Source organism: Kitasatospora griseola (assembly GCF_044999035.1).
Lineage (GTDB): Bacteria > Actinomycetota > Actinomycetes > Streptomycetales > Streptomycetaceae > Kitasatospora > Kitasatospora griseola.
The window spans coordinates 1,771,524-1,792,103 of sequence record NZ_CP173360.1; the positions used below are offsets into that span (position 1 = coordinate 1,771,524).

Genomic DNA, 20,580 nt, shown 5'->3' on the forward strand with positions numbered 1-20,580 from the left:
AGGTCCCGTGCCCCACTCCACGCTCGCACCGCTCACCACCCTTCGACTCGGCGGCCCTGCTGGCAACGTCCTGAACCTCACCGACCCCGACGACTGGTTCGAGCTGGTCCGTACGATCGACGACCGGCAGGAGGACGTACCCCTCACCCTCGGCCACGGAAGCAACGTCGTCGCCTCCGACGCCGGGCACGAGGGAACCGTCGCCGTGATGGGCACCCGGGGCATCACCGTGAGGCGGGTGGACGACGGCACGGTGGCCGCGACCGTACAGGCCGGTCATCCGCTCGCCGACCTCGTCCAATGGGCTGCCGCCGAGCATCTGGCCGGAGTCGAGTGCCTGGCGGGCATACCCGGCACCACCGGCGCCGCTCCGGTCCAGAACGCCGGTGCCTACGGCCGACAGGTCTCCGACAGCCTCGACCATCTCACCGTCTGGGACTGGGAGATGGGCCGTCTGCGAACCCTGCCCGCCCAGGCATGCCGCCTGCGCCACCGCCACAGCCGCTTCAAGAATCACCCCGGCCGCTGGACCATCCTCACCGCGACGTTCCACCTCACGCGCTCACCAGCAGCCCCAATCGCCTACCAGCCGCTCGCCGACGAACTCGGCATCCCACTTGGGGCCCGCCCGCCCGTGGCCGAGGTGGCCGCCGCCGTCCTCGCCAATCGCTGCCGCCGAGGGCTCCTTCTCGACCTCCACGCTCCCGACGCCCGCCAGGCCGGATCGGCCTTCCTCAACCCGCCCGTCACCGCAGCCCAGGCTGCCTGCTGGTCGGCCGCCGGGTGCCCGGTCCACAGCGACAGCGACGGACAGCTGCGGGCGAGCGCCGGCTGGCTGCTGGAGCACATCGGCTGTCGCCCCGGCTGCAAAGTCGCTACCGGCGTCCGCTGCTCGGACCGCCGAACTCTCACCCTCACCGTCCACGACGGGGCCACTGCAACGGGATTTGCCCAGGCCCTCACCGCGCTCTCGGCCCAGGTCGAAAGCGCCACGGGCATCGCGCTCCAACCCGAGCCGGTGCTGGTCGGCACCTGGCCGTAGGCAGGGAACGGTGGTTCGCTCACCCGGTCGCGGAATCCAATGTTCCGAAGGGGGTCAGCCTGTGTACCCCCGTACAATGCGACACCGAACTGTCGCGGGCCCGGCCCGCGGTGTGTGGTGCCGATACGGACGGAGGGAGCACCCGTGCCCAGCCAGCGGTCCATCAACGAAGCGGAGCGGCTCGTCGGGACGAAGCTCGGCGGTACGCCCGTGCGGGCGGGGCGGATGGCGGCGGTGGCCAACATCTACCGCGCGGCGTCCGCGGTGCGGCAGCATCTGGAGAACTCGGTGCTGCGCGGCTCGGACCTGACGTGGACCGCGTTCGTGGTGCTGTGGGTGGTGTGGGTGTGGGGCGAGTCGGAGACGCGGCGGGTCGCCGAGGAGGCCGGGATCTCCAAGGGCACGTTGACGGGGGTGTCGCGCACGCTGGAGTCGCGCGGGTTGCTGCGGCGGGTCGACCATCCGACCGACGGACGGCTGGTGCTGCTGGCGCTCACCCCGAAGGGGGAGGAGTTCATGCAGCGGGTGTTTCCGGCGTTCAACGAGGAGGAGTCGTTCGTCACCGCGCAGTTGAGCGACGCCGAGTGCGAGAGCCTGGCCGACGGGCTGCGCCGGGTGGTGCTCCAGGTCGAGGAGCACGGCGAGGACCGGCGCCGGTCGCTGCTGAACGGCGAGGAGCCGGCCCCGCGGCGCAGCGGCCGGCGGCCCCGCGGCTGACGGTCAGTCGGTTCCGGCGGCCGCCCGCACCAGGGCGTCGAAGATCGACTGCTGCACCGGGTCGTGCTGCGCGGTGTCCTCGGGATGCCACTGCACGGCCACCAACCACCCGTCGTGGTCGATGAGTTCGAGCGCTTCGGCGGTCCCGTCGGCGGCCCGGGCGGTGACGGTCAGCCCCTCCCCCGGCCGGTCGACGTGCTGGTGGTGATAGCAGGACGCCTCCGCCACGGCCGCACCGCCGGTGGTCTTCGCGAGCGCGGAGCCGGGGGTGAGCGCGACGGCGTGCCGCAGGTGGCGGTGCTCGTGCCCGGGGCCGCCCATGTCCTGGTGCAGGGTGCCGCCCAGCACAGTGTTGACCACCTGGAGGCCGCGACAGATCGCCAGCGTCGGCACGCCGGTGCCGATCGCCGCCCGGGCCAGCTCCAGGTCGAAGGCGTCCTGCTCGTCGTCCACGTCGTACACGGCCTCGTGCACGTCGGCGCAGCCGTACCGGTGCGGTGCGAGGTCCCCGCCGCCGGGCAGCAGCAGCCCGTCGAACCGCGCCAGCCGCTCCCGCACCTCCCCCGGATCGGCGACGCCCCCGGGCGCGTGCGGGTGCAGCGCGACGGGCTCGCCGCCGGCCCGCCAGACGGCCTCGATCAGGGCGCGGGCGTTGACCTCGGCGGCGTACCGCAGCGCGGAGGTGGACGCAGCGAAACGGGCGGGGACGGCAATCAGCGGGCGGTGGCTCACAGTTGAATCCAAGTGGTCTTGAGTTCGGTGTACTTCTCCAGCGCGTGCGCGGACTTGTCGCGTCCGTTGCCGGACTGCTTCATGCCGCCGAAGGGCACCGAGAGGTCGCCCTCCTCGTAGCAGTTGACCCAGACCGTACCGGCTCTGAGGGTGCGGGCGACCAGGTGGGCGGTGGAGAGGTCGGAGGTCCACAGGCCGGCGGCGAGGCCGTACTCGGTGGCGTTGGCGAGGGCGACCGCTTCGTCGAGGTCGTCGAAGGCCTGGACGGCGAGGACTGGGCCGAAGACCTCCTCGCGGGCCAGGCGGCTGTCGGGCGCGACCTGGTCGAAGACGGTCGGTTCGAGGTACGAGCCGCCGGTGGCGGCGAGGGTCCGGGCGCCGCCGGTGCGCAGGCGCGCGCCGTCGGCGAGGGCGGTGCCGACGTGGCCGAGGACGCGGCCCAGGTGGCTCTCGCCGACCAGGGCGCCCAGCTCGGTGGCGGGGTCGAGCGGGTCGCCGATCCGCAGGGCGCGGGCGCGGGCCACCACGGCCTCGGTGACCTGTTCGGCGATCGAGCGGTGCACCAGCAGACGGGAGGGCGCGGTGCACATCTCGCCCTGGTTGAAGAAGATGCCCCAGGCGGCGGTGGCCGCAGCCCGGTCCAGGTCGGGGGCGTCGGGGAGGATGATGTTGGGCGACTTGCCGCCGAGCTCCAGCCAGACCCGCTTGAGGTTGGAGTCGGCGGCGTAGTGCAGGAATTGCCGGCCGACGGCGGTGGAGCCGGTGAACGCGAGGACGTCCACGTCGGGGTGCAGGCCGAGGGCCCGGCCGGCCACCGGGCCGTCGCCGGCGACGATGTTGAGCACGCCGGGCGGCAGTCCGGCCTCCAGGCCGATCCGGCCGAGCCGCAGCGCGGACAGCGGCGAGTGCTCCGAGGGCTTGAGCACCACCGTGCAGCCGGCCGCCAGCGCGGGCGCGATCTTCCAACCGGCCAGGGTGAGCGGGAAGTTCCAGGGGACGACCGCGCCGACCACGCCGGCGGGCTCGCGGGTGACCAGGGCGAGCGCGTCGGGCGCGGTGTGCGGGGCTTCGTCGGTGAGTTTGTCGGCGAGGCCGCCGTACCAGCGGAAGGTGTTGATGACGGCGCGCAGTTCGATGTCGTGCGCGTCGGTGACGGGCTTGCCCATCTCCAGGCTGACGGTGAGCGCGAGTTCGGCCCGGTGCTGCTCCAGCAGGTCGGCGAGGCGCAGCAGCACCCGGCCGCGTTCGGCGGGGGCGAGCCGCGGCCAGGGGCCGTGGTCGAAGGCCCGGCGGGCGGCGGCGACGGCCGCGTCGACCTCGGCGGCGCCGGCGTCGGCGACCTCCGCCAGCACTCGGCCGTCCCGGGGCGACACCACGGCGAACGCCGCGCCGCCGCCGGCCTCGTCGGCGCCGTCGATCAGGTGCGTGGTGACGGGGCGCAGCGTCTCGGCCCGGTGCAGCCAGTCCTCGTGGGGCATGAGGGTCCTCCAGAGAAGGTGCGCGCCCAACTGTAGGGCGCGCACCGCGAGTTGAATCAGGTCTGCGAACGCCGTTGCCGGATCCGCTGGTTGACCACTCCGGCCGCCAGCACCACGGGCACCGACAGGACCAGCCACAGGGCGGTGCCGAGCTGTCCGCCGATCAGGGTGGTGAAGTTGGCGAGGATCAGCCAGATGGCGCCGGCGATGCCGAGCGCGCCCAGCACGGGGGCGATCACGGTGTTCCACAGCCGGGTGTCGACCTGCTTGCGGCGGAAGAACACCACCACGGAGACCGAGGTCAGCAGGTAGAGCAGCATCATGGCGAGGACGGCGAGGCCGCTGAACCAGGAGAACAGGGTGAGCACCGGGTCCTGGCCGGCGATCGCGAACGGCGCGATCAGCAGCGCGGCGATGACGGTCTGCACCCTGCCTGCCGCGGCGGGGGCGTGCCGGACGTTCAACCGGGCGAGCGAGGAAGGGAGTTGGCCGTCCCGGCCGAGGCAGAACAGGTAGCGGGCGGCGGAGTTGTGGAAGGTGAGGACACCGGCGAACAGCGAGGTGGCCAGCAGTACCGGCAGCACGCTGTTGACCCAGCCGCCGAACAGGTCGGCGATGGGGGCGAACACGAATCCGGCGGAGTCGCCGGCGGCCAGCGCCGCGTTGGCGGCCTCGGGGGCCTTGGACGCGCCGTGCGCGGAGATCAGCGACCAGGAGGTGAGGGCGAAGAATCCGGTGACCACGAGCACCGAGAGGTAGGTGGCGCGCGGGACCGTCTTCTTCGGATCGCGGGCCTCCTCGCCGTAGATGGCGGTGGCCTCGAAGCCGAACATGGACGCCAGGGCGAACATCACGGCGATGCCGGGCGCGCCCTGCAGGGCGGCGGACGGGGAGAAGCTCTCGGCCGCGCCGAGGCCCTCGGGGCCGCCGCCCTTGAACAGCGTGACCAGGCCGAAGACCAGCAGGATGCTGAACTCGGCGAGCACGAACGCGGCGAGCACCTTGGCGCCCATCTCGATGCCCGCGGCGCCGAGCGCCTGCACCACGGCCATGGTGACCAGGGTGTAGACCCACCAGGGCAGGTCGAGCGAGGTGTGGTCGGCGACCAGCGAGGAGACGATGGAGCCGTACAGGCCGTACATGCCGGCCTGGATGGCGCAGTAGGCGAACAGCGCGACGCTCGCGCCGCCCGCTCCGGCGGACCGGCCGAGGCCGGTGCCGATGTAGGTGTAGAAGGCGCCGGCGTCGACGACGTGCCGTCCCATCGCGATGAAGCCGACGGAGAACAGCAGGATGACGACGCCGGCCACCACGTAGGCGGCGGGGGTGCCGGCGCCGTTGCCGATGGCGACCGAGATGGGGGCGGCGCCGGCGATGCCGGTCAGCGGGGCCTGGCCGGACAGGACGAAGAAGAGGATGCCCAGGACACCGAGGGCGTTGGGCTTGAGGGTGGCACTGGTGGGGGCGTGCCGAACGGTCCGTTCACGGGAAGCCGTCTGACTGTCCACACGGATCACCTGCCAGATCGAAGTGGGGGAATCGTTTCAGCTCAAACGAGTTGCCTCATCGTGGAGGCAGGCAGTCCGTTTGGCAAGGGTTTCGCACCGCTCGCGCGGTAACGGTTCGAAGCGGGCCGCGCAGGTCAGCGCTCGTCCGGCCCCGAGTCCGCGCGGGACGCCAAACCCTCCAGCAGGCCGCGGAGTTCGGCCAGCGCACCCTCGGTGGCCGCCCGTTCGCCGAACACCAGCTGGTGCAGCACCAGGCCCTCCAGCGCGGCGAACACCAGCCGGGACAGGCCGGGGCTCACCGGGCCGGGCAGAATCCGGTCCAGCTCGCGCCGGCTGGCCTCGAAGTACTCCTCGTACAGCCCGCGCAGGTGCGCCAGCAGTTCCGGCCGGCGGCGCGCCTCCAGCAGCAACTCGTACTGGAACACCTGTAGTTCGGGCCCGGCCTCGACCATGTCGGCGAGGCCCGCCGCGAACTCGGCCGGGCCCCCCGTGCCGGCCTCCAGCGCGCTGCTGCTCAGCGAGGAGCGGATGGCGTGCGCCACCGCCTCCTCGATCAGCGCGTCCCGCGAACCGAAGTGGTGCACCACCAGGCCGTGGGTGACCCCGGCCTCCTCCGCGACGGCCCGGTAGGTGAGGTTGCGCAGCCCGCCCCGGGCCACCACCCGCACCGCTGCCTCCAGCAGCGCGGTGCGGCCCGTCCCGTAGTTCTTCACGCGCTTGCGGGTGGGGGGCTTCGGGTCGTTCATGGCCGCGACCCTACCGGGAGGCACCGGTTCAGCGCTTCGGCGGCCGGATGCCGCGGAACTCCCAGTCCCCGCCGAGCGCGGTGGACAGCACTTCCTCCGACTCGGTGGGCTGCGCGCCCACATCGCTGCGGATCGCCGTCGGGCCGGTGACGATGTGGTTGGTGAGCCGGCCCAGGCCCTCGACCTCCACCTCGACGACGTCGCCCGGCTGCACCGGACGGGAGTTCGCGGGCGTGCCGGAGAGCAGCACGTCGCCGGGGTACAGCGTGATGGTGCGGGCGATGTCGGCGACCAGGTAGTGCATGTCCCAGGTCATCTCGTCGGTGGAGCCGTCCTGGACCACCTCGCCGTTGACGTAGGTGCGCAGCCGCTTCCCCCGGAAGTCCCAGTCGGTGACCAGGCCAGGGCCGAGCGGGCACAGCGTGTCGGCGCCCTTGACCCGGAGCATCGAGCCGGCGTCGGTGTCCCGGAAGTCGTGCAGGCCGTAGTCGTTGGCGACGGTGTAGCCCGCGATGTGGTCGCCGGCCTCCTCGGGGGAGATGTTGCGCGCGGTCCTCCCGATGACGATCGCCACCTCGCCCTCGTAGTTGAGCCACTTGCAGCCCTCGGGGCGGACGATCGCGCCGCCGTGCGAGTTCAGCGAGGAGGTCGGCTTGTGGAAGTAGGTGGGGGTGTCGGGCAGGCCGATCCGGAACTCCTCCACCCGGCTGCGGTGGTTGAGGTGGACGGCGATCACCTTGGACGGCACCACGGGCGGCAGGTGGTGGGCGTCGGCGACGGCGACCCGGCGGCCGTCACCGGCGACCAGTTCCTCGCCGTCGCGGACGGTCTCGACGACGGCGCCGTCGAGCAGGATGCGGCGGTACTCGGGCATGGCGGGGGCCTTTCTCAGGTGAGCCGGTGGGGGTGGCGGGGTGCGTCCTCGGGCAGTCCGGCGCCGGTCCAGCCGTCGTCCGGGCGGTCGAACCAGAGGTGGACCTGGCCGGTGCCGATGGAGTTCTCGTACTCGCCGTACTGGCGGGCCTTGGCGGTGCACTCCCGCTCGCCGAGCGCGCCGGCCATCATCAGGTAGTGGGCGAACCGGGCCTCGGGCCGGTACGCGGCGAACTCGTCCATGGTGTCGAGCACGCGGTCGTGCCGCCCTTCCGCGAACCACGCGATCCGCTGCTCGTCGGCGGCCCGCGCCTCGGGGGTGAAGATGTGCGACGGGTCGCTGGACTCGTGCTTGCGGAGCTCGCGCAGCGGCCAGAAGGTGTGCGACAGCGCGCCGGAGGCGATCAGCAGCACCCGGCGGCCCGGGGTGGCGGCGATGCCGTCGGCCAGCGCGCGGCCGAGCCGCAGGTGGTCCTCCGCGTCGCCGGTCTGGCAGACGCCGATGGTCACCCAGCGCTTGTCGGGCAGGCCCTCGCCGAGGTACTTCCACAGGTTGACGGTGGCGTAGAAGATCGGCAGGTACGGGTCGTCGATCGGGGTGATCCAGGTGCCGTGCCTGTCGGCGAACGACGCGATGTTGTGGGCGAGTTCGGGGTCGCCGGGGAAGTCGTAGGGCATCCGGCACATACCGCGCGGCAGTTCCTCGGAGGTGAACAGCCCGGCCCGGCGCTGCTGCGCGGTGACCACGAACTCGACGGTGGTCGCCCAGTGCGAGTCCAGCACCACCACGGTGTCGTAGTCGTCCCGCCCGAACACCTCCTCGCGCAGCTGTCGGAGGCCGGTGACGAGGGTGATCTCCCGGCCCTCGTTCAGCTCCCGCCGGATCTCCTCGGGAAGCACCACGGTGGGGACGTGGGCAAGCAGGCCCGCCCCGACGATCTCACCCATTCTCCTGCCATCCCTTCGGCGCGGTGACGGTGTTCTTGACGTCGCAGTAGAAGTCGAAGCTCCAGGTGCCGCCCTCGCGGCCGACGCCCGAGTGCCGGGAGCCGCCGAACGGGGCCTGCAGGTCGCGGACGAAGAAGCAGTTGACCCAGACGGTGCCCGCGACCAGCTGCCCGGTGACGCGGTCGGCGCGCTCGCGCGAGCCGGTGGCGAGGGTGGCGGCCAGGCCGAACCGGGTGTCGTTGGCGAGGCGGACGGCCTCGGCCTCGTCGCGGAAGGTCTGCAGCGTCAGGACGGGGCCGAAGACCTCCTCCTGGACGACCTCCGAGTCCTGCGCGACATCGGTGAGCAGCGTCGGCGCGTAGAACTGGCCGGCCAGGCGCTCGCCGCCGATGACGGCGCGGGCGCCGGCGCCGATCGCACGCTGCACGAAGCCGTCGATCTTCTCCAGCTGGCGCTCGTGGATGTTCGGGCCGAGGTCGGTCGGCAGCTCGCGCGGGTCGCCCTGCTTCAGCTGCCCGGCCTTCTCGACGAAGCGACGGGTGAACTCCTCGGCGACGGACTCCTCGACCAGCAGCCGGGTGGCGGCCAGGCAGACCTGCCCGGCATTGTCGTACTGCTCGACGGCGAGCTCGACGGCGAGGTCGAGGTCGGCGTCGGCGAAGACCAGCAGCGGTGACTTGCCGCCGAGTTCGAGGCTGAGCGGGGTGAGGTTGGCGGCAGCGGACGCGGCGATGTGCTTGGCGGTGGGGACGGAGCCGGTGAAGCTGATCCGGCGCACGTCGGGGTGCGAGGTCAGCGCGTCGCCGATCTCCGGGCCGAGGCCCTGCACCACGTTGAGGACGCCGGCCGGCAGCCCGGCCTCGGCGGCGATGTCGGCGAGCAGCGAGGCCGTCATCGGCGTCCACTCGGCGGGCTTGAGGACGACCGTGTTGCCGGCCGCCAGCGCCGGGGCGATCTTCCAGGTGGCCAGCATCAGCGGCGCGTTCCACGGCGTGATCAGCACGCACGGGCCGGCCGGGTCCCAGCTGACGTGGTTGGTGTGGCCGCGGGTGTCGAAGTCCTCGTGGTCTAGGGTCAGCAGCCAGTCGGCGAAGAACCGGAAGTTGTGCGCGACCCGGGGCATGACGCCGCGCCGGTGCGAGCGCAGCAGGGCGCCGTTGTCGGCGGTCTCCACGACGGCCAGGTCCTCCAGCCGCCGCTCGACGCCGTCGGCGACGGCGTGCAGCAGCCGGGCCCGCTCGGCGCGCGGGGTTGCGGCCCAACCGGGGAAGGCGGCCTTGGCGGCGGCGACGGCGGCGTGCGCCTCCGTCGCGGTGCCGCGGGCGATCTCGCCGAGCACGCCGCCGTCGATCGGCGAGTGGTCGGTGAAGGTCGCGGCGGAGGCGACGCGTTCGCCGCCGATCCAGTGCCGGGTGTCGACGGCGACCCCGGCGACGGTGGTGAGGTGTCCGCTCATTGCGTCAATTTCCTTGCTGGGAACGGGAGTTCACTGACCGACGGTGGTGGTGTTGGAGGCGAGCAGTCGGCCGCCGTCCCAGACCACGCCGACCTGCCGGTAGTAGGCGGCGATGGGTTCGCGGATCTCCAGGCGGGCCAGTTCCTCGGTGGGCGACTCGAACAGCTCCAGGTCGAAGTCGCCGACCCAGGCCGGTCCGGCCTCGAAGGAGGCGGCGCCGGAGGAGACCAGCTCGTCCAGGGCGAGGCCCCGGCCCTTCTCGATCGAGGGCAGCCAGCGGTGGTGCGCCATCGGGTGGCCGTTGACGAACCCGTTGGTCCCGGACGGCTCGCGCAGCGTGACGACGGCCTGGGCGAGGCGCCGGTCGGCGGCGGCGAGGGTGGCGCCGAACCGGGCGCCGGCCTCGATCCGCGGCGCGGGGCCGTAGACGTGCGGGCGGGTCTGGTGGATCGAGCCGAGCTTCTTCGGGTAGCCCTGGTGCAGGCCGCGGGCGATCGCGAAGTCCTTGTCGACCCAGATGTACACGCAGCGCGAGTACGTCTGCCCCTGGAACTTGCAGCGGACCACGGCGAACGCCTCCTTGTACTGGGCGAGCACCGGGTCGAGCAGTTCCTGCCCGGAGGCGGAGCAGGACTGCCAGTCGGCCCAGATCAGCGCGACCGCGCCGGGGTCCTCGTCGGCGAGCTCCAGCGGCTCGGGCAGCAGTTCGCGCACCCGCTCCGGGTCGGTGCGGTACTCGACGGTGAGCAGGTCGCCGGAGTAGTGCCACGGCGGCGAGGGGATCAGCGACGAGGAGCCCGTCGCGGTCTTGGGGTGGAAGTACCCACGGACACTGGCCACTTGGATTCCTTACGCGGTGGGGGCGGGCTGCCGGAGCAGCTCGGCGCGGTAGCGGGCAGCGGCGGCCGCGGCCTGCTGGCCGCCGAGGGCGACGACGCCGATCAGGCGGTCGTGGTGGTGGTAGCCGACCAGGACGTCCCCGTCGGGGTCGCCGTCCAGGACGCGCACGTCCTCGCGGCCGAGGGCGGGGGCGCCGAAGGACTGGAGGCGGAAGTCGTGCTGGTCGCTCCAGAAGGTCGGCAGCGGCGCGAACGGGTCGAGGCCGTGCTCGGCGTCGGCGAGGTGGGCGACCAGCACCCTGGCGGCGTGCTTGGCGGTGTCGGTGGGGATCGACCAGTGCTCGACGCGGCGCGGCACGCCGTCGTAGCGGGCGTTGGGGAAGCGGGCGACGTCGCCGACGGCGACCACCTCGGGCCGGCCGCCGACCCGCAGGTGCTCGTCGGTGAGGACGCCGTCGGTGAGGTCGAGTCCGTTGCCGTCGAGCCATTCGGTGTTGGCGATCGAGCCGACCGACTCCACCACCACGTCGGCGGGCAGCACCCGGCCGTCGGCGAGCGCCACGCCGGTGACGCGGCCCTCGCCCTCGAAGCCGGTGACGCCGCAGCCGAGCGCGAAGCGGACGCCGCGCTGTTCGTGACGGCGCTTCAGCGCGCCGCCGAGCAGTTCGCCGAGCGGTCCGGCCATCGGCAGCGGCAGCGGGTCGACCACGGTGACCTCGGCGGCGCCGAGGGCCACGGCGGTGGCGGCGACCTCGCAGCCGATGAAGCCGGCGCCGACCACCACCACCCGCACGCCGGGTGCGGTCAGTGCTTCGCGCAGCGCCCGGGCGTCGTCCAGGGTGCGGACGGTGTGCCGTCCGACGGTGGGGCCGGGGCAGCGCAGGCGGCGCGGGCGCATGCCGGTGGCGGCGACCAGCGCGGCATACGACAGGCTCTCGCCGTCGGAGAGTTCGACGGCCTGCCGCGCGAGGTCGGCACGGACCACCGAGGTCCCGAGCCGCCACTCGACATCGGCGACGGCGGCCCGAGGACGGAAGGCGAGCGAGTCGAACCCGGCCTTGCCGGCCAGGACCTCCTTGGACAGCGGGGGCCGGTTGTACGGCGCGTGGGGTTCGTCGCCGACGAGGGTGATCGGGCCGGTCCAGCCGGCGGCGCGCAGCTGTTCGGCGGTGCGCAGGCCGGCCATGGAGGCGCCGGCGACCACGACGGGCGCGGTGCTCACCGGGTCAGCCTTCGATCCGGATGGCCTGCAGCGGGCACACGTCGGCGGCCTCCTCGACGTCGGCGCGCAGGGCCTCGTCGGGGTCGGCGACGTACGCGAGCCGGCCGGTTTCGTCGAAGGAGAAGACGTCGGGGGCGGCGAAGACGCACTGGCCGTGGTCCTGGCACTTGTTCATGTCGACGACGACCTGCATGGCCGGTCCTCCTGGGGGTGGGTGGGGCTGAGGGGGCGCCGGGAAAGTCATTTGGCGTCAAACAACATAGGAACCGACCGACCCCGGGTCAATAGCTATACGGATGGATAAATTTCTGCGTCGGACCCCTTGCGGGGCGGTGACCTGCGTCTCTACGGTTGGCCACCAACAGCGAGCGGTTCCTGCGCCTCCCCCGCAGTCCCGACGCCGCCGCACCCCCTCCCCCCAGGGCCGCGAACTCCGGTGTCTCTCGATCGGTACAGCCCAGCGCCGCGAGCAGCCGCACCCCCGCGCCCCGGGCGGCGCCCCACACTTCCCCACAGGAGACACCGGTGAGCGCATCCGACACCCCGCCCGTCCGCCAGCACCTGGAGCGGCTGGCCGCCCAGGGCATCGACGTGGTCCGGGTGACCTATCCCGACCTGATCGGCACCGAACGGGCCCGGGACGTGCTGCTGGACCACCTGCCCTCGGCCTGCGACCACGGACTCGCGTTCTGCCGCGCCGTCTACCACACCAGCCCGCAGGGCGACGTCGTCCCCGTCCCCGGCGGCCTGGACGCGGGCCTGCCCGACATCTGCGTCCGCCCCGACCTCGACACCCTCACCCCGCTGCCCTGGGAGCCCGGCGTCGCCTCCTGCCTCGGCGACGTCACCGACCCGGCCACCGGACGCCCCGCCCCCGAGTCGCCCCGCGACCTGCTGCGCGCCGTCGTCGGCCGGGCCCGCGAGTACGGGCTGCACCCGGTCGTCGGACCGGAGCTCGAGTACTTCCTGTGCGACCCGGCCCCCGACACCGCCCGCGGCTGGCGCCGCTACAGCGACGCCGCCGGCGTCGTCTACACCGCGGGCCTGCGCGCCGACGGCGACAACCACCTGCTGCGCACCCTGCGCCGGTTGCGGGAGCTGAACATCGGCGTCACCAGCGGCAACCACGAGTTCGACGGCGGGCAGTTCGAGATCAACCTGACCCACTCGGACGCCATGTCGGCCGCCGACCGGGCCTTCCGCTTCAAGGCCGCCGTCAAGGAACTCGCCCGCCAGGAAGGCCGGTTGGCCACCTTCATGGCCAAGCCGTTCATGGGCGCCGGCGGCTCCGGCTTCCACCTGCACCTGTCCTGCACCGACGACGGGGGCGGCAACCTGTTCGCCGACCCGTCCGCGCCGTACGGCCTGAGCACCACCGCCCGGCACGCGGTGGCCGGCATCCTCGCGCACGCCCCCGCGCTCGCCGCGCTGTCCAACCCGACGGTCAACTCCTACAAGCGCTTCGGCCCCGACACCCTCGCCCCCTGGCTGATCGACTGGGGCCTGGACAACCGCAGCGCCATGGTCCGCATCCCGCCGGAGCGCGGCGCCGGCGCCCGCTTCGAACTGCGCCTGGGCGACGCCAGCGCCAACCCCTACCTGCTGATCGCCGGCACCGTCGCGGCGGCGCTGCTCGGCGTGGTGGCCGGCGACGAGCCGCCCGCCCCGCTGGAGGGCTACGGCTACGACCCCGCCAAGTCCCCGGTCCTGCCGCAATCGCTGCCCGACGCGCTCGACGCGCTGGAGGCCGACACCGCGCTGACCGAGGTGCTCGGCAAGGACTTCACCACCGCCTACCTCTCGTACAAGCGCGACGAGGTCGCCCGCTTCCATCGGCACGTCACCGACTGGGAGTTCACCGAGTACGCCTACCACCTGTAAGCCGAGGAGCGAACCCATGACCACCGCACCCGACCGGTCCGCCGCGTCCGAGCCGATGCCGCTGGACCAGGTGAACCTGGCCGATCTCGACAACTTCACCGACGGCGTCACCCCGTGGCGGATGTTCCACACCCTGCGCCACCAGGACCCGGTGCACTGGCAGGCGGAGGAGGCGCCCAACTCCGGCTTCTGGGCGCTCACCAAGCACGCCGACATCGCCCGCGTCGACCGCGACGCCGAGACCTTCACCTCCGCCCGGTTCGTCAACCTGGAGGAGGTCGACGACGACCAGATCAAGAAGCGCGCCTCCATCCTGGAGCTCGACGGCGTCCGTCACCGCGCCCTGCGCAGCCTGCTGCAGCGCCAGTTCGGCGCGAGCGTGATCAACAGCTACGCCGACTTCCTGCGCGGCCTGACCGCCACCACGCTGGACGCCGCGCTCGCCAAGGGCACCTTCGACTTCGTCAAGGAGGTCTCCGCCGACTTCCCGATCAACGTCCTGGCCCGGCTGCTGGACGTCCCGCCGGAGGACAACCAGCAGCTCATCGACTGGGGCAACCGGATCATCGGCAACACCGACCCCGACTACGCCGACGTCCTGCTGCACTCCGCGGAGAGCGAGAAGTACCGCGACCTGCCGTTCCGCTCCCCCGCCTCGCTGGAGGTGTTCGCCTACGGCCGCGAACTCGCCGCGCAGCGCCGCGGCGGAGCGGGCACCGACCTGATCTCCCGGCTGGTCAACGAGACCCCGAAGGACGGCGTGCCGCTGTCCGCGCAGGACTTCGACAACTACTTCCTGCTGCTGGTGGTGGCCGGCAACGAGACCACCCGGCACACCATCAGCCACTCCATGCTGGCCCTGCTCCAGCACCCCGAGCAGCTCGCCCGCCTCCAGCAGGACCCCTCGCTGATCCCCGCCGCGGTCGAGGAGTTCCTGCGCTGGTCCTCCCCCGTCTACCACTTCCGTCGCACCGCCACCCGCGACGTCGAGCTCGGCGGCAAGCGGATCAAGGAGGGCGACAAGGTCGTCATGTGGTTCGCCTCCGGCAACCGCGACGAGGAGGTCTTCGGCAACCCCTACGACTTCGACGTCACCCGGCAGGACAACGACCACATCACCTTCGGCAAGGGCAGCCCGCACCTGTGCCTGGGCAACCTGCTCGCCCGCACCGAGATCCGCATCATGTTCGAGGAGCTCATCCCCCGTCTGGCCTCGATCGAGCTGGCCGGCGACGTCCCCCGGGTCCGCTCCAACTTCGTCAACGGCATCAAGAAGCTGCCCGTCTCGGTCACCCTCGCCTGAGACCGGCACCGCCGGGACCCCGCCGACGGCAGCCGCCGGCGGGGTCGCTGCCGTGTCGCCCCGTCACACCTTGACGGTCGTCCACGTCCCCGGCTCCGCGCGGCGGTAGGCCTCGAAGAGCTGCAGGATGTGGAACGCCTGGTCGAGCGAACCGAGTTCGGGGGCGGTGCCGTTCCGCACGCAGTCGCAGAAGTAGCCGATCTCGTCGACGTACCCCAGGTAGAAGAGGTTCTTGTTGTAGAGCTGCCCGTAGGAGTACTCGGGCTCCCAGTGCAGCGGCGCGCTCTCCGTCGGCACCATGAACGAACCGGTGCGGCCGTACGCGCGGGCCGGCGTCGGACGGTAGTAGGTGACCGAAGTCCCGTTCTCCACCACCACGTTGGCATTGTCGCCGATCACCTCCACCCGGCTGGACGGGCTGCTCGGCGACTCCCCCGCCGTGAGGTGCAGCGTCCCGATCGCGCCCGATTCGAACCGCATCACGGTGACGCTGGCCCCGGTGCGCTCCTCCCACTCGTGGCTGATCCGGTCGAGCGGGCCCATCAGGTGGAGCAGCACGGCGGCCGGATGGAAGATGCAGTCCAGGAACCAGTTCATCGCCACCAGGTCGGTGCGCCGTTCGTACGCCGGCATCGACAGCGGGTAGCGGACGGAGATCGACGAGGGCCCGCCGAACTCCGCCCCGGAGACGATCTCCTTCACCCGGGACATCACCGGCGAGAACACCGTCTTCATCCCGGTCACCACGGTGCGGCCGGCGCTGCGCGCCGCTGCCTGGAGCTGCTCGACCTCGGCGGTCGACGTCGCGGTGGGTTTCTCCATCCACACGTGCGCCCCGGCCGCCAGGCAGTCCAGCGCCAGGTCGACGGCCTGGAGCCGCCCGTCCGGGTCGTACGCCGTCACGATGAACACCGCGGTCGGCCGCTCCCGCTCCAGCATCTCCCGGTGGTCGGTGTAGGTGTGGGCGGCGCCGAAGATCCGCGCGTACTTGGCGGCCCGGTCGCCGTCGAGGTCGCAGATCGCCCGCAGGTCGACCGGGGCGTACTGGAACGACGGGTAGATGTTCCGGTACGAGTGCCCGCCGGCGCCGATGAAGGCGCAGCGGATCGGGTCCTCGTACTCGAACTGGTAGCGGACCTGCCCGGTGGTGGTGGTCATGGTGTCCTCCGCCTGTTCATCGGCCGGCCGCGGCGAGCACTTCGCGGGTGCTGGTCACGACGTGGTCGATCTCCTGGTCGGTGAGGTAGGGGTGGATCGGCAGCGAGATCACCTCGTCGGCGTGCTTCTTCGCCCGGCCGTCGCCGACCACCCGGTGCGGGTGCCGTGCCATGAACGGCAGTTCGTGCAGCGCGTACGGGTAGTGCACGAGGGTCTCGACGCCGGCGGCCTTCAGGGCGGCGGCCAGCTCGTCCCGGCGCGGGGTGCGCAGGACGTACTTGTGGAAGATGTTCTCGCGGAACGAGCCGTGCTCCGGCAGGCCGCACCCGAGGTCGCCGAAGGCCGCCGAGTAGGTCGAGGCGGTCGCCCGGCGCTGCTTCAACCACCGTTCCTCCTGGTCGAGTTTGACCGCGAGGACGGCGGCGGTCAGCGAGGACATCTGCGAGTTGTGCCCCAGCCGCACCACGGTGCCGGCGTGCGAGAAGCCCCAGCGGCGCAGCTGTTCGACGCTGTCGGCGACGGCCGGGTCGTCCGTCAGCACCACACCGCCCGTTCCCGGCGCGGGGATCACCTTCATCGCGTCGAAGCTGTGGCAGCCGGCCAGCCCCAGCGTGCCGCTGCGTCGCCCGGACACCTCGGCGCCCAGCGACTGCGCCGCGTCCTCGACCAGCGCCAGGCCGTGCGCCCGGGCGAACTTCTCCACCGGGTCGGGCGCGGCCATCCGCCCGTACAGCTGCACCATCACCAGCGCCTTGGTGCGCGGCCCGACGGCCTCCTCGGCCAGGTCGAGGTCGATGGTGCCCTCGTCGGTCACGTCGACGAACACCGGGGTCGCGCCGGTCCGGACGATCGCGTGCAGCGTCGCGACGAACGAGATGTCGCCGACCAGCACCTCGTCGCCCTCGCCGACGCCGGCCGCCACCAGGGCGAAGTACACCGCGTCGGTGCCCGAGTTCACCACCCGGGCGTGGGCGCGGCCGGCGAGGTCCGCCAGGGTCTGTTCCAGGCGGTTCACGGATTCCCCGTTCATCACCTGGCCCGAGCGGAATACCTTTTCGATCGCCGTCATCATCTCCGGGCCGATGTCGTCGAATTCACGGTCGGCGCCGGTGAACGGCACGTGCAGGAGCCTGCTCATGAGTCAGCCCTCCGTCCGAGGGGTTTTCGAGGGGGAGCTCAGGCGCTCCGCGCGGGGGTGGACGCCGCGGTGCGGCAGCGTGGGCAGGATGCCGTCGAGGGCGGTGGCCGTCCGGTCGCTGACCCGGGCGTCCCAGCGTTCGGGGCGGCGGGTGGGCCGGTCGGCGGCCAGCGCGCGGATCTGCGGGGTCGGCAGGTGCAGCCAGCTGTCGGCGAAGTGCGTGCTGCCGCAGGCCCGGGTGACGTCGCGGGCGTTGCCGGGCACGGTGGCCAGGCAGGCGACCTTGGCGGCGGCAGCCTCCTCCTGGACGCCGTCGGAGTCGGTCACCACGAACGCGCAGCCCCGCAGCAGCGCCCCGAAGGTCAGGTACGGCTGCGGCGGCAGCACCCGCTCGCGCAGGCCGCCGTCGAGCAGGCCGTGGTCGGCCAGGTGCGCCGCGGCCCGCGGGTGCAACGGGAGCACCGGCGGCAGGCCGTGCGCCGACAGGTCGCGCAGCACGTCCAGCACCGGCTTGGGGTGGCTGAGCGCGGCCGGCTTGTGCAGCGTCGCCAGCACGTACTCGCCGCGGGTGAGGCCGAGGCCGTCCAGGACGGCGGCATCCCGCTCGGGGTCGTGGTGCGCGAGGTGGCACTCGGCCATCGGGTTGCCGACGAAGTGCACCTGCCCGGCCGGCACGCCTTCGCCGTGCAGCGCGTCCACGGCCTCGGCGGTGGTGGCCAGGTGGTGGTCGGTGCAGGCGGTGACGATGCGGCGGTTGGCCTCCTCGGGTGTGCGGTCGGGCGAGCGCAGGCCCGCCTCCAGGTGGATCACGGGGGTGCCGCGGCGGGCGGCGACCAGCGCGGCGGCGACGGTGGAGTTCACGTCGCCGACCACCACCACGGCCTCCGCCGGGTGCCGGTCGAGGTCGCGCTCGACCAGGGCGCAGAGCCGGCCGAGCTGCTCGGCGTCGCTGGCGGCGTCGCCGCAGCGCAGCCACCGGTCCACGTGCAGGTCGAGCTCGTCGCACAGGCCCTGCCCGAGGCGTGGGTCGAAGTGCTGGCCGGTGTGCACGTACGACCAGGCGGCGCCCGGCGCGCGCATCTTGCCGACCGCCTGCTGAAGCGTCCAGACCTTGGGGGTGTTGGGGCGTGCGCCCAGATAGACGGTGATCGTCGGGCCGGTGTCCATGTCTCCCACCTGCCTTCCTCCCAGCTGTCGCCAGCTGTTCGTCGAGCTACCGAGGAGCCTAGGTTCGGCCCGCGCGGGCCGGTCCGGCGATTGCGCCGATCGGCCGCACGGCCCTGCCGGGCCCGCCGACCCGGCCCGTTCCCGGGGCGGCAGGGCGGGCACGGCGACGCCGCCGCCACTCTTTCGAGTGAGGTCGGCGGCGCTCCGCTTGCCGGCCGGGCCGTGGCCTACGTTCCCCCCGGGCCGTGCTCCACCTGCCGGCCGGGCCGTGCGCTACTTGCCGGCCAGGCCGTACCCCCCGTCGACGACCAGGGTCTGGCCGGTGATGTGCCGGGCGGCGTCCGAGGCGAGGAACGCCACCGCCGCGGCGACCTCCGCCGGCTCCGCGGGCCGCCCGAGCAGGTTGCCGCGGGCCTGCCGCCACGCCCCTTCGTCCCAGGTCGCGACCATGTCGGTGACGGTGAAGCCCGGGGCGACGGCGTTGACCCGCACGGTCGGCGCGTAGCGCTTGGCCAGCGAGACGGTCAGGTTGCCCAGCGCCGCCTTCGCCATGGAGTAGAACACCGTCCGGTCGCTGGCCAGGCCGTCGACGCCCCGGATCGACGACACCAGCACCACCGCGCCGCCACCCTGCGCGACCATCTTCGGCAGCAGCTCCTGCAGCACCCCCACCGCGCCCCACACGTTCACCCCGAACGCGTCCGCGACGTCCTCCCGCGACGCCTCCTCGAACGGCACCACCCGGTTCACGCCCGCGCTGAACACCACCACCTGCGGCAGCCCGTGCTCGGCCACCGCGTCCGCCACCCCGCGCCGCACCGCCGCCGCGTCCGCCAGGTCGAACGCCACCGTCGGCGCCCCCAGCTCCCGCCCCAACCCGACCAGCCCCGCACTCGGCGTCCGTCCGTGCAGCACCACCCGACACCCCTGCGCGTCCAACGCCCGCGCCGTCGCCGCCCCGATCCCGCGCGACGAACCGAGAACCAGCGCACTCGAACAGTCCGACATCCCTGCTCCCTTCCGACCCCGACTCCACCTCCGCCTACCGGCCGATGCTGCCCCGGCCTCCACCGCCAACGGCCGGAACCCGCCCGTGAACGACCGAAGATGGCCCGATCGGAGCCCCCGCCACGGCCGTATGCTCCTCCGATGGAGCGCGACACCGACCAGCACGGCTGTGAAGTCCTGATCGCGGGGCCCTACTTCGCGGACCTGGTGTTCCACGGCCTGCCCCGGCCGGTCGAGCCCGGCAGGGAGGTGTTCGCCGACGGGTTCGCCCTGGTGCCGGGCGGCGCGTACACCCTGGCCATGGCGGTGCACCGGCTCGGGCGGACGGCCGTGTGGAGCGTCGACTTCGGCACGGACGTGTTCAGCGCCGAGGTGCTCTCGGCGGCCCGGGCGGAGGGTCTGGACGAGCGGGCGTTCCGGCACCACCCGGGCCCGGTGCGGAGCCTGACCGTCGCGCTGTCCGGGCCGGACGACCGGGCGATGGTCAGCTACCAGGACGCGGTGGCGTCGCAGCCGCTCGTCCCGCTGCTGCGCCAGTACCGCCCGCGCACCCTGATGTTCCCGCAACTCCTTTGGGACGAGCCGACATTGGCCGCCGTTCGGGCTGCCGGGCAGCTCGGCGCGCTGGTGGTGATGGACTGCCACGACGTTCCGGCCTCGCTCGCGGACCCGGCGGTGCGCCGCGTCCTCGCCGAGGTCGACGTCTTCACGCCGAACGCCGCCGAGGCCCTCCGGCTGACCGGCGCGGCCGACCTCGACGACGCGATCGCCGAACTCGCCGCGCTGGTACCGACCCTGGTGGTCAAGCGCGACGCCCGGGGAGCCGTCGCGGTCCGCGGCGGCAAACGGTACGACACCCCCGCCGTGCCCGTGCGGGCCGTGGACACCACGGCGGCCGGCGACTGCTTCAACGCGGGCCTCGTCCACGGCCTGCTGTCCGACCACGACCTGCCCGCCTGCCTGGCCGTCGCCGCCGCCTGCGGCTCCGCCGCCGTCACCGGCCCGGGCTCCGGCGCGGCCCTGCGCGCGGCGGACCTCGGTGGCTGGCTGGCGCGACTCCCGTGACCGGCAGGGACGGTCGCCACCGGTCGCCACCCGCTCGGCGACACTTCGGCCGACGACCGCTCCGGGGGTCTCGCCCGCGCTCTGCACGCGACGGCCCTTGAAGTCCCGCCGCACGGCTCATCCGGCGGACCTCGCCCCGGCGGCGGCCCGCCATGGACACCATGGCAACCGGCGACTGCTTCGACCCGACCGTCGTCCACGGCCGGACGGCCGGCTGGACGGCCGGCTGGACGGCCGGCTGGACGGCCGAGCCCTCCCGGCCCACGGCCCACGGTCCGCGGATCCGCCGCCGTCCGGCC

General features: G+C 73.0%; 19 protein-coding genes. 5 read left to right on the top strand and 14 right to left on the bottom strand.

Features of this window, described 5'->3' with window-relative positions; all coding sequences use genetic code 11:
- The first annotated feature begins 7 nt into the window (after window positions 1-7).
- Both ACI1MP_RS08300 and ACI1MP_RS08305 read left to right on the top strand, forming a co-directional pair.
- Complete coding sequence (locus tag ACI1MP_RS08300; protein WP_404868201.1) at window positions 8-1,042, top strand: UDP-N-acetylmuramate dehydrogenase; 1,035 nt, start codon at window positions 8-10, stop codon at window positions 1,040-1,042.
- A 144-nt stretch (window positions 1,043-1,186) separates the two neighbouring features.
- On the top strand, window positions 1,187-1,759 hold the full coding sequence (locus ACI1MP_RS08305; RefSeq protein ID WP_404868202.1) for a MarR family winged helix-turn-helix transcriptional regulator: 573 nt from the start codon (window positions 1,187-1,189) through the stop codon (window positions 1,757-1,759).
- A gap of 3 nt (window positions 1,760-1,762) precedes the next feature.
- Here the strand turns inward: ACI1MP_RS08305 and ACI1MP_RS08310 are convergent, their stop codons facing one another.
- The 10 genes from ACI1MP_RS08310 to ACI1MP_RS08355 form a co-directional block, all read right to left on the bottom strand.
- The gene (locus ACI1MP_RS08310; protein ID WP_404868203.1) at window positions 1,763-2,491 is read right to left on the bottom strand and encodes a gamma-glutamyl-gamma-aminobutyrate hydrolase family protein; all 729 of its coding nucleotides are present in this window, start codon (window positions 2,489-2,491) and stop codon (window positions 1,763-1,765) included.
- Window positions 2,488-3,969 carry an aldehyde dehydrogenase gene (locus tag ACI1MP_RS08315; protein ID WP_404868204.1) on the bottom strand — a complete coding sequence of 494 codons (1,482 nt, stop codon included), beginning with the start codon at window positions 3,967-3,969 and terminating at the stop codon, window positions 2,488-2,490. Before ACI1MP_RS08315 ends, ACI1MP_RS08310 begins: the two co-directional genes overlap by 4 nt.
- A 56-nt stretch (window positions 3,970-4,025) precedes the next feature.
- Window positions 4,026-5,477 (bottom strand): APC family permease, encoded by a 1,452-nt coding sequence (locus tag ACI1MP_RS08320; protein ID WP_380336301.1) that lies wholly within the window; start codon window positions 5,475-5,477, stop codon window positions 4,026-4,028.
- A gap of 134 nt (window positions 5,478-5,611) precedes the next feature.
- The gene (locus ACI1MP_RS08325) at window positions 5,612-6,223 is read right to left on the bottom strand and encodes a TetR/AcrR family transcriptional regulator (protein WP_100586267.1); all 612 of its coding nucleotides are present in this window, start codon (window positions 6,221-6,223) and stop codon (window positions 5,612-5,614) included.
- Window positions 6,224-6,251: 28 nt separating this feature from the next.
- Window positions 6,252-7,097 (bottom strand): fumarylacetoacetate hydrolase family protein, encoded by an 846-nt coding sequence (locus tag ACI1MP_RS08330; protein ID WP_380336298.1) that lies wholly within the window; start codon window positions 7,095-7,097, stop codon window positions 6,252-6,254.
- A 14-nt stretch (window positions 7,098-7,111) separates the two neighbouring features.
- The gene (locus ACI1MP_RS08335; protein ID WP_380336295.1) at window positions 7,112-8,044 is read right to left on the bottom strand and encodes a 3,4-dihydroxyphenylacetate 2,3-dioxygenase; all 933 of its coding nucleotides are present in this window, start codon (window positions 8,042-8,044) and stop codon (window positions 7,112-7,114) included.
- The gene (locus ACI1MP_RS08340) at window positions 8,037-9,500 is read right to left on the bottom strand and encodes an aldehyde dehydrogenase (protein WP_380336292.1); all 1,464 of its coding nucleotides are present in this window, start codon (window positions 9,498-9,500) and stop codon (window positions 8,037-8,039) included. Before ACI1MP_RS08340 ends, ACI1MP_RS08335 begins: the two co-directional genes overlap by 8 nt.
- Before the next feature lie 30 nt (window positions 9,501-9,530).
- On the bottom strand, window positions 9,531-10,340 hold the full coding sequence (locus ACI1MP_RS08345; RefSeq protein ID WP_404868205.1) for an acetoacetate decarboxylase family protein: 810 nt from the start codon (window positions 10,338-10,340) through the stop codon (window positions 9,531-9,533).
- 9 nt (window positions 10,341-10,349) lie between these two features.
- On the bottom strand, window positions 10,350-11,561 hold the full coding sequence (locus ACI1MP_RS08350; protein WP_404868206.1) for an NAD(P)/FAD-dependent oxidoreductase: 1,212 nt from the start codon (window positions 11,559-11,561) through the stop codon (window positions 10,350-10,352).
- 4 nt (window positions 11,562-11,565) lie between these two features.
- Window positions 11,566-11,754 carry a ferredoxin gene (locus ACI1MP_RS08355; protein WP_043910603.1) on the bottom strand — a complete coding sequence of 63 codons (189 nt, stop codon included), beginning with the start codon at window positions 11,752-11,754 and terminating at the stop codon, window positions 11,566-11,568.
- Between the two features lie 332 nt (window positions 11,755-12,086).
- Between ACI1MP_RS08355 and ACI1MP_RS08360 the strand changes: the two genes are divergently transcribed.
- Both ACI1MP_RS08360 and ACI1MP_RS08365 read left to right on the top strand, forming a co-directional pair.
- Window positions 12,087-13,442: a glutamine synthetase family protein gene (locus tag ACI1MP_RS08360; protein WP_404868207.1), complete on the top strand. Its 1,356-nt coding sequence runs from the start codon at window positions 12,087-12,089 to the stop codon at window positions 13,440-13,442.
- A gap of 16 nt (window positions 13,443-13,458) precedes the next feature.
- Window positions 13,459-14,745: a cytochrome P450 gene (locus ACI1MP_RS08365; RefSeq protein WP_404868208.1), complete on the top strand. Its 1,287-nt coding sequence runs from the start codon at window positions 13,459-13,461 to the stop codon at window positions 14,743-14,745.
- Window positions 14,746-14,808: 63 nt separating this feature from the next.
- Here the strand turns inward: ACI1MP_RS08365 and ACI1MP_RS08370 are convergent, their stop codons facing one another.
- From ACI1MP_RS08370 to ACI1MP_RS08385, 4 genes are all read right to left on the bottom strand, one after another.
- Window positions 14,809-15,903 (bottom strand): Gfo/Idh/MocA family oxidoreductase, encoded by a 1,095-nt coding sequence (locus ACI1MP_RS08370; protein WP_380336283.1) that lies wholly within the window; start codon window positions 15,901-15,903, stop codon window positions 14,809-14,811.
- 16 nt (window positions 15,904-15,919) lie between these two features.
- Window positions 15,920-17,041: a DegT/DnrJ/EryC1/StrS family aminotransferase gene (locus ACI1MP_RS08375; protein WP_404868209.1), complete on the bottom strand. Its 1,122-nt coding sequence runs from the start codon at window positions 17,039-17,041 to the stop codon at window positions 15,920-15,922.
- A gap of 3 nt (window positions 17,042-17,044) precedes the next feature.
- Window positions 17,045-18,208: a UDP-N-acetylglucosamine 2-epimerase gene (locus tag ACI1MP_RS08380; RefSeq protein ID WP_404870776.1), complete on the bottom strand. Its 1,164-nt coding sequence runs from the start codon at window positions 18,206-18,208 to the stop codon at window positions 17,045-17,047.
- Between the two features lie 273 nt (window positions 18,209-18,481).
- Window positions 18,482-19,216, bottom strand: coding sequence for an SDR family NAD(P)-dependent oxidoreductase (locus ACI1MP_RS08385; RefSeq protein WP_380336279.1), 735 nt, complete (start codon window positions 19,214-19,216; stop codon window positions 18,482-18,484).
- A 141-nt stretch (window positions 19,217-19,357) separates the two neighbouring features.
- Between ACI1MP_RS08385 and ACI1MP_RS08390 the strand changes: the two genes are divergently transcribed.
- Complete coding sequence (locus ACI1MP_RS08390; protein ID WP_404868210.1) at window positions 19,358-20,281, top strand: carbohydrate kinase family protein; 924 nt, start codon at window positions 19,358-19,360, stop codon at window positions 20,279-20,281.
- The last annotated feature ends 299 nt before the right edge of the window (window positions 20,282-20,580 follow it).

Coding starts and splice junctions, on each gene's coding strand:
- ACI1MP_RS08365 (WP_404868208.1), top strand. CDS start 13,459: ATGACCACCGCACCCGACCGGTCCGCCGCGTCCGAGCCGATGCCGCTG.
- ACI1MP_RS08315 (WP_404868204.1), bottom strand. CDS start 3,969: ATGCCCCACGAGGACTGGCTGCACCGGGCCGAGACGCTGCGCCCCGTC.
- ACI1MP_RS08340 (WP_380336292.1), bottom strand. CDS start 9,500: ATGAGCGGACACCTCACCACCGTCGCCGGGGTCGCCGTCGACACCCGG.
- ACI1MP_RS08390 (WP_404868210.1), top strand. CDS start 19,358: ATGGAGCGCGACACCGACCAGCACGGCTGTGAAGTCCTGATCGCGGGG.
- ACI1MP_RS08385 (WP_380336279.1), bottom strand. CDS start 19,216: ATGTCGGACTGTTCGAGTGCGCTGGTTCTCGGTTCGTCGCGCGGGATC.
- ACI1MP_RS08330 (WP_380336298.1), bottom strand. CDS start 7,097: ATGCCCGAGTACCGCCGCATCCTGCTCGACGGCGCCGTCGTCGAGACC.
- ACI1MP_RS08355 (WP_043910603.1), bottom strand. CDS start 11,754: ATGCAGGTCGTCGTCGACATGAACAAGTGCCAGGACCACGGCCAGTGC.
- ACI1MP_RS08375 (WP_404868209.1), bottom strand. CDS start 17,041: ATGAGCAGGCTCCTGCACGTGCCGTTCACCGGCGCCGACCGTGAATTC.
- ACI1MP_RS08335 (WP_380336295.1), bottom strand. CDS start 8,044: ATGGGTGAGATCGTCGGGGCGGGCCTGCTTGCCCACGTCCCCACCGTG.
- ACI1MP_RS08380 (WP_404870776.1), bottom strand. CDS start 18,208: ATGGACACCGGCCCGACGATCACCGTCTATCTGGGCGCACGCCCCAAC.
- ACI1MP_RS08370 (WP_380336283.1), bottom strand. CDS start 15,903: ATGACCACCACCACCGGGCAGGTCCGCTACCAGTTCGAGTACGAGGAC.
- ACI1MP_RS08325 (WP_100586267.1), bottom strand. CDS start 6,223: ATGAACGACCCGAAGCCCCCCACCCGCAAGCGCGTGAAGAACTACGGG.